Origin of the sequence: Marisediminitalea oceani (assembly GCF_003731635.1) — a bacterium.
GTDB classification, from domain to species: Bacteria; Pseudomonadota; Gammaproteobacteria; order Enterobacterales; family Alteromonadaceae; genus Alteromonas; species Alteromonas oceani.
Map to the genome: position 1 here is coordinate 25,603 of NZ_RCUA01000051.1, position 15,198 is coordinate 40,800.

Annotated in this window: 14 protein-coding genes and 1 tRNA gene; 9 read left to right on the forward strand and 6 right to left on the reverse strand. The window is 47.6% G+C overall.

From position 1 onward, the window contains the following. Positions 1-97 precede the first annotated feature (97 nt). The 5 genes from D9T21_RS14825 (at position 98) to D9T21_RS14845 (ending at position 5,946) form a co-directional block, all read left to right on the forward strand. Positions 98-2,578 (forward strand): glycogen/starch/alpha-glucan phosphorylase, encoded by a 2,481-nt coding sequence (locus D9T21_RS14825; RefSeq protein ID WP_123325727.1) that lies wholly within the window; start codon positions 98-100, stop codon positions 2,576-2,578. Between the two features lie 180 nt (positions 2,579-2,758). After that, complete coding sequence (locus tag D9T21_RS14830; protein ID WP_123325728.1) at positions 2,759-4,084, forward strand: putative bifunctional diguanylate cyclase/phosphodiesterase; 1,326 nt, start codon at positions 2,759-2,761, stop codon at positions 4,082-4,084. Positions 4,085-4,194: 110 nt separating this feature from the next. Continuing rightward, positions 4,195-5,223, forward strand: a complete 1,029-nt coding sequence (gene astE / locus D9T21_RS14835) for a succinylglutamate desuccinylase (protein ID WP_123325729.1) — start codon at positions 4,195-4,197, stop codon at positions 5,221-5,223. Next, positions 5,216-5,629 carry an HIT domain-containing protein gene (locus D9T21_RS14840; RefSeq protein ID WP_123325730.1) on the forward strand — a complete coding sequence of 138 codons (414 nt, stop codon included), beginning with the start codon at positions 5,216-5,218 and terminating at the stop codon, positions 5,627-5,629. The genes astE and D9T21_RS14840 overlap by 8 nt, the downstream gene beginning before the upstream one ends. After that, positions 5,626-5,946, forward strand: a complete 321-nt coding sequence (locus D9T21_RS14845; protein WP_123325731.1) for a heavy metal-binding domain-containing protein — start codon at positions 5,626-5,628, stop codon at positions 5,944-5,946. The genes D9T21_RS14840 and D9T21_RS14845 overlap by 4 nt, the downstream gene beginning before the upstream one ends. 6 nt (positions 5,947-5,952) lie before the next feature. On the opposite strand, the gene D9T21_RS14850 is transcribed toward D9T21_RS14845, so the two are convergent. The 4 genes from D9T21_RS14850 to D9T21_RS14865 are packed head-to-tail and all read right to left on the reverse strand — an operon-like array spanning position 5,953 to position 8,295. Continuing rightward, the gene (locus D9T21_RS14850) at positions 5,953-6,144 is read right to left on the reverse strand and encodes a DUF2897 family protein (RefSeq protein ID WP_123325732.1); all 192 of its coding nucleotides are present in this window, start codon (positions 6,142-6,144) and stop codon (positions 5,953-5,955) included. Then, positions 6,141-6,824: a M15 family metallopeptidase gene (locus D9T21_RS14855; protein WP_123325733.1), complete on the reverse strand. Its 684-nt coding sequence runs from the start codon at positions 6,822-6,824 to the stop codon at positions 6,141-6,143. The genes D9T21_RS14850 and D9T21_RS14855 overlap by 4 nt, the downstream gene beginning before the upstream one ends. Further along, positions 6,821-7,948, reverse strand: a complete 1,128-nt coding sequence (gene dapE, locus D9T21_RS14860; RefSeq protein WP_123325734.1) for a succinyl-diaminopimelate desuccinylase — start codon at positions 7,946-7,948, stop codon at positions 6,821-6,823. Before dapE ends, D9T21_RS14855 begins: the two co-directional genes overlap by 4 nt. Beyond that, a complete protein-coding gene (locus D9T21_RS14865) occupies positions 7,948-8,295 on the reverse strand; it encodes an ArsC family reductase (protein ID WP_123325735.1) in 348 nt (115 codons plus the stop codon). The genes dapE and D9T21_RS14865 overlap by 1 nt, the downstream gene beginning before the upstream one ends. A 299-nt stretch (positions 8,296-8,594) precedes the next feature. Here D9T21_RS14865 and D9T21_RS14870 point away from each other — a divergent pair, with 299 nt between their 5' ends. Then, positions 8,595-9,026 (forward strand): OsmC family protein, encoded by a 432-nt coding sequence (locus D9T21_RS14870; RefSeq protein ID WP_123325736.1) that lies wholly within the window; start codon positions 8,595-8,597, stop codon positions 9,024-9,026. Positions 9,027-9,037: 11 nt separating this feature from the next. Here the strand turns inward: D9T21_RS14870 and D9T21_RS14875 are convergent, their stop codons facing one another. Further along, on the reverse strand, positions 9,038-9,550 hold the full coding sequence (locus tag D9T21_RS14875; protein ID WP_123325737.1) for a PTS glucose transporter subunit IIA: 513 nt from the start codon (positions 9,548-9,550) through the stop codon (positions 9,038-9,040). 341 nt (positions 9,551-9,891) lie between these two features. Here D9T21_RS14875 and D9T21_RS14880 point away from each other — a divergent pair, with 341 nt between their 5' ends. The 3 genes from D9T21_RS14880 to D9T21_RS14890 all read left to right on the forward strand — a co-directional run bounded on the left by D9T21_RS14880 (position 9,892) and on the right by D9T21_RS14890 (position 13,522). Next, on the forward strand, positions 9,892-10,968 hold the full coding sequence (locus D9T21_RS14880) for a patatin-like phospholipase family protein (protein ID WP_123325738.1): 1,077 nt from the start codon (positions 9,892-9,894) through the stop codon (positions 10,966-10,968). Between the two features lie 114 nt (positions 10,969-11,082). Further along, positions 11,083-11,159: transfer RNA gene (locus tag D9T21_RS14885), tRNA-Val, on the forward strand. 650 nt (positions 11,160-11,809) lie between these two features. Continuing rightward, positions 11,810-13,522: an NAD-binding protein gene (locus tag D9T21_RS14890; RefSeq protein ID WP_123325739.1), complete on the forward strand. Its 1,713-nt coding sequence runs from the start codon at positions 11,810-11,812 to the stop codon at positions 13,520-13,522. Positions 13,523-13,688: 166 nt separating this feature from the next. On the opposite strand, the gene tnpC is transcribed toward D9T21_RS14890, so the two are convergent. Next, positions 13,689-15,098, reverse strand: a complete 1,410-nt coding sequence (tnpC, locus tag D9T21_RS14895; protein ID WP_123323152.1) for an IS66 family transposase — start codon at positions 15,096-15,098, stop codon at positions 13,689-13,691. Positions 15,099-15,198: the final 100 nt, after the last annotated feature.

Consider the following 15,198-nt stretch of genomic DNA (forward strand, 5'->3'; position numbering starts at 1 on the left):
TACAAACAAGTCATTCTAATGCTGTTATATTTGAACTATAGAGTTGTAATTAAATTACATTTTACTGTTAACCAGACATCTATAGTGAGAACCACACATGAGCGCCAAGAAACCCAACGTTGAACGCGATGTGACTATCAACAAAAGCGAATTTAAAGCTGCGGTCGTCAGGCACCTGCACTGTACGTTAGGTACAGATGAGAACAAAGCCAATAACCATGCATGGTGGAAAGCAACTTGCTCAGCCATGCAGGAGCAAGTGCTGGAAGGGATCCGCAAAACCCAGAAAACCCATTATCTGAATGATACCCGCGCGGTACATTACTTTTCGGCCGAGTTTCTGATGGGCCGCTTATTGTCGAATAACCTGCAAAACTTTGGTTTGTTTGATGTCGCGAATGATGCGCTCAACGAACTGGGGGTTAGCCTGAGCGATGTGCTGGAAGAAGAGCCGGACATGGCACTGGGCAATGGTGGCCTCGGTCGTCTGGCTGCTTGTTTTATTGACTCCCTGGCAACTATGGAATTGCCGGCCATCGGTTATGGTATTCATTACGAACACGGTCTGTTCCGCCAGGAAATTCAGGGCGGCGCACAAATTGAGCGTCCGGACAGCTGGCGTGATTACGGCAACCCGTGGGAAATTTGCCGTCCTGAGTCGATTCAGGAAGTTTCGTTATACGGCTACGTAGAAACCAAGTACGGTGAAAACGGCCGTATCCAGAAAGAATGGCACCCGGGGCATATTGTTAAGGGTATTCCATGGGATATTCCGGTGGTGGGTTACGGCGGTAAAACCGTAAACGTGTTGCGGTTATGGCAGAGTAAATCTTCTGGTTACTTTAACTGGGACGTATTTAATGCCGGTGGTTATGTGGATGCGCAGGTCGAAAACGTACAGGCAGAAACCATCTCTAAAGTGTTGTACCCGAATGATGAAACCGAAGCGGGTAAAGAGCTGCGCCTTATCCAGCAGTATTTCTTCTGTGCCTGTTCACTTAAAGACATTATCCGCCGTTATAAGCGTGCCCATGGCGATGACTGGAGCCGCTTTATCGATCAGGTGGTTATCCAGTTAAACGACACGCACCCGGCTATTGCTATTCCGGAACTGATGCGTATCTTAGTCGATCGCGCCGAGCTCGACTGGGATCAGGCCTGGGGTATCTGTACCAAGGTATTTGCGTATACCAACCATACCTTGCTGCCTGAAGCGCTGGAAAGATGGCCGGCTCGCATGCTGGAGAAAATCCTGCCGCGTCATCTGGAAATCATTTACGAAATTAACCACCGCTTTATGAAAGAGGTTGATAAGAAATGGCCTGGCGATAACGCCGTAAAAGCCCGCTTGTCGATCATTGAGGAAGGCAATGAGAAGATGGTCCGCATGGGGCATCTTTCTGTGATAGGCTCCTTTGCGGTGAACGGTGTAGCCGAACTGCATTCGCGCCTGGTGAAACAAAACCTGTTCCCTGAGTTTGACGCCTTATGGCCAGGCAAACTGACTAACGTGACCAACGGTATTACGCCGCGTCGTTGGTTAAAAGCCTGTAACCCTGCGCTGTCTAAACTTATCGATAAGAAAGTCGGGGCCGACTGGCCGCTGGAACTTAAAAAGCTGGAAGGGCTGGAAAAATACGCCGGTAACAAAACCTTCCAGAAGCAATTTATGCAGGTGAAGCAGCAGAATAAACAGCTGCTGGCCGCCGAAATTAAAGAATCGCTGGGTTTTGATGTAGACACTAACGCCATCTTTGATGTGCAAATTAAGCGTCTGCACGAATACAAGCGTCAGCACCTGGCGTTACTGCATATCATGGCACTGTATCGCCGATTGCTGGAAAATCCGGATTACGATATGCATCCCCGGGTGTTTATCTTTGGCGCCAAAGCGGCACCAGGCTATAAACTGGCGAAAGATATTATCTATGCCATCAACAAAGTGGCCGATAAGATCAATAACGATGCACGGGTGAATCAAAAACTCAAAGTGGCGTTTTTGCCTAACTATCGTGTGTCGCTGGCCGAGAAGATGATCCCTGCGGCCGATGTGTCAGAGCAAATCAGTACCGCTGGTAAGGAAGCTTCGGGTACCGGTAACATGAAACTGGCATTAAATGGTGCAGTAACCATCGGGACCCTGGATGGTGCTAATATTGAAATTGCCGAGGAAGTGGGCGATGACAATATCTTTATTTTTGGTTTAACCGTAGATGAAGTCAACGAGCTTAAAGCGTCTGGCTACAAGCCGTACGATTACTACTACAAAAACCCGGAAATTAAAGCGGTGCTGGACTGGCTGGAAACCGATTACTTCACGCCGGGTAAACCCGGTGCGCTGGCGTCAATTAAGCAAAGCCTGCTGGATCATGGCGACCAATACCTGGTACTGGCCGACTACGAAGCCTATTCCAAAGCGCAGGAAGAGGTGGATAAAGCCTACCGCGACAAGGAACGCTGGGCCAAAATGGCCATCATTAATACTGCCAAAATGGGTAAATTTACTTCCGACCGTTCAATCAGAGATTACGTTGAACGCATCTGGAAGCTAAATGCCTGTCCGGTACGAAAAGGCTAACTGTTAGTTATTCTAAAGCCCCTTTACGGGGCTTTTTTTGTTGCCTGAATAAACGAATTTGTAAATAATACTAAGGTATTGCGATGAATACTTGATTGCGCTTGCATGTCGCAGTGTTCAATGTTTCTATAGTTTATTATCAATAACTTGCGTTATTTTGTTTTAGGATTTTATCACTGCATGCTTCGCTCACATTTATCGCTGGCAACCATCCCCAATCGATATGCGTTTATCGATAAAATAGCGCAATGTGGGGACCGTCACAATCAGCTGTCGCTGATGCTGATCGATGTGGTGCGCTTCTCAGACGTGACGACCAGCTTTGGTATAGAGGTAGGCGATCAATTCCTGTTGGAAATTGCTAACCGTTTGCAGGGACTGTTTAACCACGATTTTGAGTTTGGGCGCATTAGTGGTGATGTATTTGGTGTGGTGTTGCCCGGTGTTCACTCGCCGGTGGTGCTGCAGCAACAATTTGAGTTCCTGGTTGAGCACTTCAAATCGCCCATGTATTACGACGGCCATGCGTTCATTGCCGACTTTAATGTTGGCGTGGTGTCTAAGTCCCAGGGCGAATTCGATCTTACTTTGTTTGTTTCGCGGGCCGAAACCGCGCTTAAGCAGGCAAAGGAAAACAAATACGAAAACTTTTACCTGCTGGGTATGCTGGATAAGGCTGAGACTGGCCGCAGCCTGGCGTTAAAAGCAGATTTACAGCGAGCGCTGGCCAGAAACGAGCTGGAGCTGTACTTTCAGCCCAAGGTCAATTTGCAAACGCTGGAAATCGTTGGGGCGGAGTGCCTGCTGCGCTGGAACCACCCGACAGACGGTTTGCTGTTCCCCGGTCCACTCATCGAGGCGGCCGAGTCGTACAACATGATGAACGAGCTGGGCTACTGGACGTTAGAAACGGCTTTAAAGGGCCTGGTGGATTTTGACCTGCAAGGGCTTGATATTACCTTGTCAGTGAATATTTCTCCGACCCAGTTATACGATACCCGCCTTATTGCCAACCTCAAATCCTTAAGTAACAAATACAATATCCATCTGTCTCGTCTTGAGCTGGAGCTTACCGAAGACATTGCGGTGTCTAATTCACTGATGGTGAAAAAGCAGTTAGCTGAACTTCATGACATGGGTATTAAGATCGCTGTGGACGATTTCGGTAAAGGTTATTCAAACCTGGCCTATATTCGTGAAATTACCCTGGATGCGCTCAAGATTGATAAAACCTTTGTGATGGAACTTAGCGACAATCCGGTGAATAAGGCCATCATTGAAGCGGCTCGGGTGATTGGCAATGCCAAACACTGCGAAGTGATTGCCGAAGGGGTGGAAACCATTGAACAATTGCATGTACTCAGAGAAATAGGCATCAAAACGGGGCAGGGCTACCTGTTTTCCAAGGCAATCCCGAGTCATGAATTTGTGCGCCTGGCGCACAGCGATATTATCGTTGGTGATTCGCCATCCCGGCGTAAAGTGGTAGCTGCCAGTCCGCGCTGAAACGCCAGCTTGACACCTCTTTTCTAAGAACTTTTTGTGTTGCTGTTATCCTTATGGCTATCGCGCTAAACTAACGATACGTTATTTTCAGGACTTAACACAGACACAATATGGAACTTTCTGATCTGGCGAATGGCCAGTTTCTGCACCTTTCCCGTTTTCAGCCCGACACCTTTGCTCAGACCCGGCAGTGGGCGTTGCCCTCGGGTGACAAAGTGGTAGTCACGGCACCTGGCATTATTGTTATCGAACCGGATAATGCCGGCAATAAGCACATTGTGCTTTCCTGCGGTGTGCACGGCAATGAAACCGCCCCCATCGAAATTTGCTCTGATATTCTGGATGCAGTGTTAACCGGCGATTTACAGCTTAAACATCGTCTGTTGCTGATCTTTGGCAACCTGCCAGCCATGAACATTGGTAAACGCTTTGTTGAAGAAAACATGAACCGGCTGTTTAGTGGCGCCTGGCAACAGGGCAATAATGCAGAGTGTCAGCGGGCAAAGTTACTCGAAGAATCGGTTATCGGCTTTTTCAGCAAGGCAGGTGAGGGCGATGAAAAACTTCACTATGATTTGCACACCGCTATTCGTGACTCCAAGAACGAAAAGTTTGTGGTCATGCCTTACCTTGATGATGAGCGTGAACACAGCACTAAACAGTTTGGTTTTCTGGCGGCCTGTGGGGTTAATACGTTTCTGCTGTCCTCAGCCCCCACTACGACTTTCAGTTATTTCTCTACCGCTACCTGTAAAGCCCGCGGATTTACCGTAGAGCTGGGTAAAGTAAGACCATTTGGCGAAAATGATATGGCGCGCTTTGAAGCGGCCCGGGCGTCTTTGATTGCGTTACTCAGCGAAACCGATTATGCCCCTGAGGCTAATCTGGATAGCTTACTGATTTACCGGGTTAATCAGGTGATTAACCGTAATCATGCCGACTTTAAGCTGCATTTCGATGACGATACCCCCAACTTTAGCGATTTTAAGCAAGGCGAGGTGTTAGCCTCAGAGCCCGGTTGCGAATACGTGGCTGAACACGAAGGTGAGGCGATAGTATTCCCTAATGCAAAGGTTGCTATAGGTCAGCGGGCACTGTTAACAGTGGTGCCAACCACAGTGGAGAAACTTGATGTTTGAACTGGATCCGGTACTTGATGCCGACACGCTGATGGTAGGGGATTTACCTTTATGCCGCGTATTATTGATGAATGACAGCCAATACCCCTGGCTTATTCTGGTGCCCCGGCGTCCACAGCTGGTGGAGCTCGCCGATCTGGATGAACAGGATTACCTGCAGTTTTGTGCCGAGAGTCGCGCAGTGGCGATCGCAATGATGAAGCATTACGCCGGCCACAAAATGAATATCGGCGCTTTAGGTAATGTGGTGGCTCAGCTACATATTCATCATGTAGTGCGTTTTCATGACGACCCAAGCTGGCCGGCACCTGTGTGGGGCAAATTACCCGCCGTAAAATATACCGATGAGGAGGCGGCCCGTCAGGTCGCACAATTACAACAAGTATTATTTAAGGAATCAGCATGATACTAACGACAACACCGACCATTGAAGGTAAAGAAATTAAAAGCTATCACGGTATTGTGATTGGCGAAGCCATTATGGGCGCCAATATTTTTAAGGATCTGTTTGCTTCTATCCGCGACATTGTGGGCGGGCGCTCGGGCTCTTATGAAGATGAACTAACCAAAGCGCGTCAGATTGCTTTTCGTGAGCTCGAGCAGGAAGCTCTCGGCATGGGAGCTAATGCCGTAGTAGGCATCGATTTGGATTACGAAGTGCTGGGTGACAAAAACAGCATGCTGATGGTAAGCATCAGTGGTACTGCAGTAACGGTTGCTTAACCGAAGTTACTCCTGGTCGGGGCGCTTTTGCTCCGACTGCTCACCATTTTCTGTTTCTGCCTGTTTTTTTCCGGGCACTTCTGGTGGCGTATAGGCTTTTGGCATTTTGAATTTGGCGCTATATTTCAGCAACATAATATTACTTATAATGATGCCCAGTACGCCGACAATAATGCCAATAACTACCCACATGCTCATCGCTGCTGCACTCCCTGATTTAATACAAAACGGTTGAATAATTCGTCCAGCATGGCCAGCACTGTGGATTTACCTTCCATGGGCGCGTTGCTTAAGCATTCATAAAGTGCCTGCTGATTGCGCCGGGCTTCGAACGCTGCCGCGCTGCTGTTGTGAGTAAGATGCCATAACTCGGTGGCAACGCCGCCGTTATCCTGCAAAAATGGCCGGCTAAAGCCAAAGTCTGCCAGATGCTTATCCATCCACTGAGCCAGCGCATAGCATGGGCCACCCGAGCGGTATTCTGCATCAACCAAATCAAACTGGCCGCCACAGGCGTCTACCGTGGCTTTATCATACACATCCAGATCGGTGCCCCAGTGGTGACGACTGCCACCGGGCAGGGCCGACCAGATTAGTATAGCGTACACTTTTTCCTGGTCTGATAAGGAAGCGGCATCGAGTTGTTCGCCCTGATGGCTATACAGTGGCAATTCACCCCGCCATTTACGATTCCAGATAGACAACTGGCGGTCAAAGTTACGATAGCTGCTAACGATTTGCATATCCTGACCGGCCTCGCGGGCGTGCTGTTGCATGGCGTTAAACGCTTCGGCCACTGCTGGCAGCAGCCGATGTTGTTCACCTACGTTAATCAGGGCGCTGTCATCGCGGCCCAGCCAGGCTTTATCCAGGTTCATGTCAGCAGGTTTTCCAGCAGGCGATAATAAATACGCTCCAGATGATAAAGATCTTTAATCCGCACGTGCTCATCAATTTTATGGATGGTGGCATTTACCGGGCCTAATTCAACCACCTGAGCACCAGTTGGCGCGATGAACCGCCCATCTGAAGTACCGCCTGCAGTAGATAAAACCGTATCAAAATCCATCTCACTGGCAATGGCTTTCTGCGTGGCGGTTAACAGGTCACCATGGTCGGTTAAAAAAGGCTGACCGTTAAAGGTCCACTTTATTTCGTATTCCAGGCCATGCTTGTCGAGGATGTCTTCTACCTTAGCGATAAGCTGCTTATCGGTGACTTCGGTTGAGAAGCGGAAGTTAAAGCACACATGCAGTTCGCCGGGGATCACATTACCGGCACCTGTGCCGCCGTGAATATTGGAGATCTGAAAGCTGGTGGGCGGAAAAAAGTCGTTACCGTTATCCCAGTGGGCTTGTGCCAGCTCGTCCAGAGCTGGGGCAGCCTGATGCACCGGGTTACGGGCCAGATGCGGGTAGGCCACGTGCCCCTGAATGCCCTTTACCACCAAATCGCCGGTCAGTGAGCCACGCCGACCATTTTTCACCACATCGCCAACCACATCGGTACTGGAGGGTTCGCCCACTACGCACCAGGTAATTTTCTCATTTCGGGCTTCCAGTGTGTCGATAACCCGGGTTGTACCATTAATAAACGGGCCTTCCTCATCACTGGTGATAAGGTAGGCGATACTGCCGTGGTGGTCCGGGTAATCCGCCACAAACTGGCGGGTAGCAGCGAGCATTGCGGCCAAAGAGCCTTTCATATCGGCTGCGCCACGACCATGCAGATTACCGTCTCTTTCGGTAGCGACAAACGGCGGCGTTTGCCAGGCATCTTCCGGGCCACTGGGTACCACATCGGTATGACCGGCAAAACAAAATACCGGGCCATCGGTTCCACGGCGGGACCACAGGTTGGTAGTATCCTCAAACACCATGGTTTCATTTTCGAAGCCTGACTTGGCCAGCCAGGCTTTCATAAAGTCCTGACAACCGGCATCTTCAGGGGTGACTGAACGGCGATTTATTAGCTCTTTGGTTAACTCGAGTACGTCGGTCATTAGTTAAAGATCTCCTCGTACTGCGCCGGCTTGAAGCCCAGGTGCATGGCATTATCGGTAACCAGTAAAGGCCGCTTAATCATCGCCGGGTTTTCTATCAGCAATTGCAGTGCGGTTGATGCCGAAAGGTTAGCTTTCTGTTCGTCAGAGAGCTGGCGGTATGTGGTGCCACGTTTATTCAGCACGTTTTCCCAGCCCAGTTCGTTAAGTGCTTCAGACAGTACGTCCTGGGGCACACCCTGTTTGCGATAGTCGTGAAATGTGAAAGAGATATCGTGCTGAGTTAACCAGTTTTTTGCTTTTTTGATGGTATCGCAGTTGGGAATACCGTACATCACTACCGTCATGCTGTTGCCTCGTTGAATCGATAAATGCTGGCAAGTCTATCCTGACCATCTCAAGCTGTAAAATCGGCTGAGCGAAGAAGACACTGCCAGTATGAAAATTTTGTGCAATGCCGGTAATTATGACACAGACCACTGCCGGAGTTTAACTATTTGATACTGCAAAGATAACCTCATTGCCTGCCAGTAAAGGCTTGCAGGGCATTTGCTCATACCGGCATGGCACATGCTTCATTGACTGTACATCATTTTTTGCCGGCCGATTCAGCGCCGGCTTCAAAACAGACTATCGGAGGTCATCGATGAGTATTGTAAAAACTGCATCCGCACACTATCAGCCACTGGGCAAACAAGGTAAGGGCAAAGTCAGTACCCAGAGCGGTGCACTGAAGAATCAGCCCTATGGATTTAATACCCGCTTCGAAGACGAGCCGGGTACCAACCCGGAAGAGCTGCTGGGCAGTGCCCACGCCAGCTGTTTTGCTATGGCCTTATCATTTGCATTAGCTGACGCAGGTTTCGAAGATGGAGAACTATCAGTAGAAGCCCACGTCACGCTGGAAAAGGATGGTGACGGCTTTAGCGTGGTAAAATCAGAGCTGGTACTCGACGCAGTGGTTAATGGCATTGAGGAAGATCAGTTTAAGGAAATTGCCGGCGGGGCAAAAGAAAACTGTCCGATTTCCAAAGTACTGAATGCCGAAATTACCCTGACACACACGCTGAATAAATAAATGGTGATGGATCAGGCGTAAAGGGCCAGAAAGTCTTCGTCATTGATTCTGATCTTCGGATCGGAAGTTAAAACGATGGCACCGAGCCTGCCAGCATTTAATAAAGTCAGGACGCACACCGGAAGTGCGTCCTGCTGTTTTATCCATAATGGATCGCTTTGTAGCAAAGACGTTCCGGCCTCACAGCGCTGGCCTTTTTTAACTAGCCATTTAAGTCTCTCGCCGTAACTAATCTCACCGGGCTGACCAATTTGTAATTGAAGCTTAAGGCCTTTGGCGTGCACCAGTACTAATTGCGCTTTGGCAATATTAATACTCTGAACCACTGCGGCAATTGGCGCACTCACTTCACCAGTAGTCATGTTAATAGCAGCGCCAGTGCCCAACAAACCAGTCTGAAGGAGCGGATGAGGTAATTCATCCAGCCGCAACACCTCGCCGGTAGCAGGCGCATTAAGGCGCATTACCGCTTCGCCAGAAGCGGGCGCTGAGTAACTGAGCGGTTTGGCAATGGAGAAGGTCATATAAGGCCGGGTATCTAAATTTCACTTCATTTATACCTTAACCAAAATCCGAACCCAAGTGTTATTTGGCCAGGCAAAGGTTATCCACTATATCTGTGGATAACTTTGTTGAGTAGTTATGTGGTAACTTGTAAGTTTATGAAAATAATGATTTTATCTGGCTGTATAATATATGTTCAGTATGTTGATGGGCATAAATCAGAGCAGGAATCCAGACTTTTTCACAACTTTTTATGATGATTAAAACCTGTACCTCGGGGCAATTTACCTGATCAGGCCATTAGGGTAGGATTAAGCAATAAAATCATAATTTAACCGTAAAGGTACATACCGTTTTGGGAATGCCGCTCTCCATCTATGCCGGTCCGTCTGCACTGGCACGTATTCGTGAACACGGGCTGACGCCTGCTTTATTCTCTCATGTGCTGGGTGCCTCCGGCGGGCCCAAGTGGTTTGTGCTGGCCGGGATCGACCGGATCCTGTTTCCGGCGTTTTTTGCGGGGTCTTCACAACAGGTTAATGTAATTGGTTCCTCTGCCGGCGCTTTTCGTTCGGCTTGTTTCGTTCAGCGCGAGCCGGTTGCCGCCATTAACCGGCTGGCAGAAAACTATTCTCAAACCGTATATTCCCCCAAACCAGGCCCTGGAGAAATTACCCATAAAGCCCGCGAACTGATCGATTATGTGATGGGGCGTAATGGTGTAATGGAGGTACTTACCAACAGGCGATTCAAGCTGCACGTGATTGCCGCTCGCTGCCACGGCTTAATGCAGCATTACGGCCGGTATCGCCAGATGTTGGGCCTTGGGGTGAGTGCTGCAGCGAACACCATGAACCGCCGTTTACTCAAAAAGCTGTATACCCGCAGCGTCTTTTCTGCTCCGGACAGCGAGTTGCAGATTAACGATCCCTACCAGTTAAATACCGAATATATCGAGCTGGGCTTTAATAACGTTAAAGACGCCTTGTTAGCCTCTGGCTCAATTCCGCTGGTGATTGACGGGGTAGAGCGCATGGTGGCTGCACCAGAGGGAATGTACCGCGACGGCGGGATCATAGATTATCACTTTGATCTATCGTTCGGCCCGCAGGATGGCCTGGTGCTGTACCCGCATTTTTATCCCCGTGCCATCCCAGGTTGGTTCGACAAAGCTCTTAAACGACGAATTCCCCATGCCAGCAGTTTTGACAATGTGGTGATGCTGGTGCCATCGGATGAGTTTGTTGCCTCCTTGCCTTACGGCAAAATCCCCGACCGCAAAGACTTCGAAAAATTCGATGCCAGCACTCGCATTAAATACTGGCAAACGGTAATCAGCGAGTCTGATCGCTTAGGTGAATGCTTTGCTGATATCTATCGCAAGGGCACTATAATGGATGTTATCCAGCCGCTGCCATTCCTGTGCCGGGCGAGTTAGTTCGTGATTGGTTAAACTACAGGCAATTAAAGCAATTCTCGCAATTTCTGCTTGCACAGTGGCGGGGGCATCGCTATTATACGCGCCACTCGGTATTCACCGACGTTCAGATTTGCGTCTATAGCTCAGTTGGTTAGAGCGCTACCTTGACATGGTAGAGGTCCCCTGTTCGAATCAGGGTAGACGCACCATTTAGTTTTCTTCTAAAAACTCTATCAAACATAATCGTAAATCCAGTTTTATAACTCATTGACAGCGCTAAATTAATCTCTCGTACGCAGCTTTTTGAGAATTTGTGTTTCTTTTCTTACTACATTTGTACTTAACAAAGTCGCTCAAAAGCTTTTCCCAATTCTGCTTCACTCAACAACTACAAGCGCTTAATAAACATTCCATCCGCAGCGAATCCTTTCGAGCACTTTATCGCTAATTAGTCCAAAGGTTCTGGCTGCTTCGGATAAGTTATCATTAACCTGACTTTGTACTTCAACTTGCTTTTTATTAGATACATGAGATGTCATGGCATTACTTCTTGCAGTTAAACTCCGTAACAGTATGTTAAGTTTTGAATTTATTTTTTAAAAAATAATGAAAAAATTGAATAAGAGATTCTGTCCTGCATCCCTAATTTAAAGCGCTAGTTTTCCTATATCTGCGTTAAAAATATAATGATACGAGTAGCGTTATGCCAATGGACAAAGAGATAACCTATTGGCGAACTGACTTAATTGGTTTAGGATTGCGGCTTGTAAAATAATAGATTTGGCGTGTTTTAATGTTACGTAAGCAACTCAATTCGTTATTATTTTAAGTGATTTTAATCAGGTAAAGGGAGTTTCAGTTGAGCGAGCAGGTAGCACCGAGTTTCTTTTCGCCACATGAGAGATACAGTTTAATAATTGTCGGCGTTATTGCCTTCATGTTGGGTGTTCACGGTTACAACCAATATTTTGAAACAGCGAAACAAAGCGCAACTCTACTGGATTCGATTTATCATGCTATCAACCTTTTTCTCATGCAATTCGCTGCCAAAGACCAGCTGCCGTGGTCACTAGAGCTGGCTCGCTGGCTGGCGCCAGTTACTTTAAGCTATACGCTGATAAAAACTATATTAGTACTCGCGAAAGATAGTGTTCATACAATTCAAATTAAAAAGCTAAAAAAACACTGTGTTATAGTGGGGTTAAACAAAGGTAGTTTCGAACTTGCGCGTTCAATGGTCAAGCATGGCATAAAGCCTGTTGTCGTTGACCCCAATGAAAATAATGAATACCTTGGACTCCTGGGTAAGCAGAAAATATATTTCGTTGCAGCCAATCCATCTGACCCTGTTATTTTAGAACGGATAAATACTGTAGAAGCAAGTTATTTATTCGCTGCTACAAATTCAGATACAACTAATCTTGAAGTGATTCATAACGCCGCATACCAAAAGCGATTATCTTCATTAAATATCGTATGCAAAATCAACAATCAGTCACTTGTTCGAGCCCTATATAATCGGCCACTATTTTCTGTCAATCACCCCAATATCACCACCAAAATTATCAATAGTTACAAAGTAACGGCAAGATGGCTCTTAAATGAATTTGGACCAGATTGTTTGATTAGTGATATCGCTAAACGACCTTGTATCAATATAGCTATTGTCGGAGACACCCAGCTAGTCGACGCGTTGGTTAAAAGGTTAGTTGAAATTGGTATTTATGGCGCTAATACAACTTTGAAAATTTCAGTATTAGCAATAAAAAGAAATGCTTCTAAAGACGACGAGCATAGCACACTACTGCTAAACGAAGAAAAGTTAGAGTATCTAGAAATTAAGAAAGTATATTTGAAAGAGCCAAGCATAGAGGATTTTGATGAGCAACTCTGTTCAAGTCATCTAGATTGCTGTTATATCGCTATGCACGAATCTGACTACGCTTTAATGGCGTTACAGAGTCTTTTAGACATGTCTGTATCTTGTCCCATGGTTGTGAGCGAAACTGAAAATAACGAAACTTTTAGCTGGCTAGCTTCAGAGTTTGTTGATGAAAAGGGGATTCATTTTGCGAAAACACATACGGTCACCAATAGCTTTAGTAGTATCTTTGGCGAAAAGCATGATTTGTTTGCACGAAACATACACGAACAGTATGTCGCTGAACAGACAGGAGCGGGATTTACGATTAAGGACAATTCTTCGCTTGTAAGTTGGGCCGACCTGCCTGAAACGCTTAAAGATGCAAATCGCAATCAAGCTGATCATATAAGCACGAAATGCAGGCTGCTAACCGGTAAAGCGAATCCTGAACCTTTGGAAATGCAGAATGCTCTGACCAGAGAGAATGTGGAAATGTTGGCTCAGACGGAACATCTCCGATGGATGGCTGAAAAGTTTTTGAGCGGATGGCGATTTACTGAAGGTGAAAAAGATGCGGTAAAGCGTTTATCGCCTAGTCTGAAACCGTGGCACCTACTTCCAGAATCTGAGAAGCAAAAAGACCGAGATGCAATTTTGCATATCCCGGAGATGCTCAAAAAAATGACTTCCAATAATGTTGTAAGGTAGTTGCCATGACCGAACCTGTTTTTAGCGAAAGACTTGAAACTTACAGGAAGACGCTCGAATACCCCAAAGTACCCATAGCTCTTAGGATAGGAATTGTAGGTCACAGAAAACTTACAAAAGATCAAGCAAGCTACTGCTCTCTCCAGCGTAACCGTTCACCAAGGCCCTATTGACAGGCAGCTTTAAAGTCGTTGAGCAGAGGATAGGTGGTTTTATTCAGCGTCGCAGCAAGTATTGCCCGGATCCATTTCAGAGGATTCAGCTTTTGTTTTCGGCAGGTTTCTACGATGGTGAGTATACGTTGTCTGAACAGTTCGCCCCGATGTGACCACACGCCATAGCTGCCTTTTCGCCACAGCACATAGCTTCGCAATGAACGCTCGGCTTCATTGTTAGTGAGAGGGACGCCATCGTGACTGAGGAATACCCAGCACATGTCATCGTGTTTTAGCAGTAGCTTACACCGGTTCTGATAGCGGGGAGTCACACAGCGTCTTGATGCCAGTTCAAGTTGCTCTCGCCAGGCGATGCGTAGTTTTTCCATCCGGTCCAGGTATCGCTTTTCACTTAGTGCGTTACTCTCATACCGGTGTTGCAGCCGGAACAGTATGCGAATGAGCCTGACTAACGTTGTTCCATAGGTTTTATTCGTACCCCAGCTTTCCGCCAGCGCATTCATGTTTCTTAAGATATGCGCCCAGCACAATTGACGGTGGTCTGAATCGATGTAGTGATAACCGGCATACTGGTCAGTAACAACAATGTTTTCCGGATTATCGCCGAGTAGTTTCTTTGCCGCCCAGGCGCCACGTGAGAAGTGCGTCATAAAGCATGATAATTCTGCTGTGCATACCTGCCACATCCAGCGGTTTTCGTTACCACGCTGATGACGGGTTTCATCGCAGTGCACCACCGCCTCAGTGCGCATCGTCTCTTTGATATCCTGATACGCTGGCGTCAGTACTGAACTAACCCGGCCCTGCGCTTCAGAGATAGCACCGCGACTGAACGATAAACCGAAGTTCTGTTCGAGCTGCTGCTGGATTTTACTGATACTCTGGTGAAACTGCCCCGACTGCATTGCCACATAGGCTAGCAGGTTATTTCCCATCTGCCCCTGATTCACGTTGTCAGGTAGCGTTGCTTTTACCGTTTTACTGCACTGACAACACTGGCCCTGATGCAACTGATGTTCGACTACAGAGAATGCCTGGCTGGGAATATCAAATACCTGATGCCGACGATAAGGGGAATCATTGATAGCAATGTCACCACCGCAAGCACAAGTATCGTCGGGATAATAGGTGCGCGTCTCATCAACGGTATCGGCCAGCATCCGCTTACTACCTTTATGGCCGGATTGCGCACCGCGCTTACGGCCCGTCGGCTTTTTAGCTGGCGCAGATGAAGCTACACTCGGACCATTAGAAGATGGCGGGCGCGATGAATTACGACTGTTTTGATTCAGTCGGTCTTCGAGGTCATTTAGCCTGTCCCAGAGTGTACTAATGAGCTCATTGGCATCATCGAGATTAGTAGCGACGGGTGGCTTTGTGGGCTGCTTTTTACGTGGCATGAAACCACTCTGACAGACTGGCGGGATCAATCAATAGGATCCCCACGATCATTGAAAATAAATATTACTAACTGTCAATAGGGCCCTGGTGAACGGTTAC

What these genes read in the sequence shown, in the direction of transcription:
- D9T21_RS14840 (WP_123325730.1), top strand. Translation starts at nt 5,216, where the DNA reads ATGTTTGAACTGGATCCGGTACTTGATGCCGACACGCTGATGGTAGGG.
- D9T21_RS14845 (WP_123325731.1), top strand. Translation starts at nt 5,626, where the DNA reads ATGATACTAACGACAACACCGACCATTGAAGGTAAAGAAATTAAAAGC.
- D9T21_RS14825 (WP_123325727.1), top strand. Translation starts at nt 98, where the DNA reads ATGAGCGCCAAGAAACCCAACGTTGAACGCGATGTGACTATCAACAAA.
- tnpC (WP_123323152.1), bottom strand. Translation starts at nt 15,098, where the DNA reads ATGCCACGTAAAAAGCAGCCCACAAAGCCACCCGTCGCTACTAATCTC.
- D9T21_RS14865 (WP_123325735.1), bottom strand. Translation starts at nt 8,295, where the DNA reads ATGACGGTAGTGATGTACGGTATTCCCAACTGCGATACCATCAAAAAA.
- D9T21_RS14880 (WP_123325738.1), top strand. Translation starts at nt 9,892, where the DNA reads ATGCCGCTCTCCATCTATGCCGGTCCGTCTGCACTGGCACGTATTCGT.
- D9T21_RS14830 (WP_123325728.1), top strand. Translation starts at nt 2,759, where the DNA reads ATGCTTCGCTCACATTTATCGCTGGCAACCATCCCCAATCGATATGCG.
- D9T21_RS14850 (WP_123325732.1), bottom strand. Translation starts at nt 6,144, where the DNA reads ATGAGCATGTGGGTAGTTATTGGCATTATTGTCGGCGTACTGGGCATC.
- dapE (WP_123325734.1), bottom strand. Translation starts at nt 7,948, where the DNA reads ATGACCGACGTACTCGAGTTAACCAAAGAGCTAATAAATCGCCGTTCA.
- D9T21_RS14875 (WP_123325737.1), bottom strand. Translation starts at nt 9,550, where the DNA reads ATGACCTTCTCCATTGCCAAACCGCTCAGTTACTCAGCGCCCGCTTCT.
- D9T21_RS14855 (WP_123325733.1), bottom strand. Translation starts at nt 6,824, where the DNA reads ATGAACCTGGATAAAGCCTGGCTGGGCCGCGATGACAGCGCCCTGATT.
- astE (WP_123325729.1), top strand. Translation starts at nt 4,195, where the DNA reads ATGGAACTTTCTGATCTGGCGAATGGCCAGTTTCTGCACCTTTCCCGT.
- D9T21_RS14870 (WP_123325736.1), top strand. Translation starts at nt 8,595, where the DNA reads ATGAGTATTGTAAAAACTGCATCCGCACACTATCAGCCACTGGGCAAA.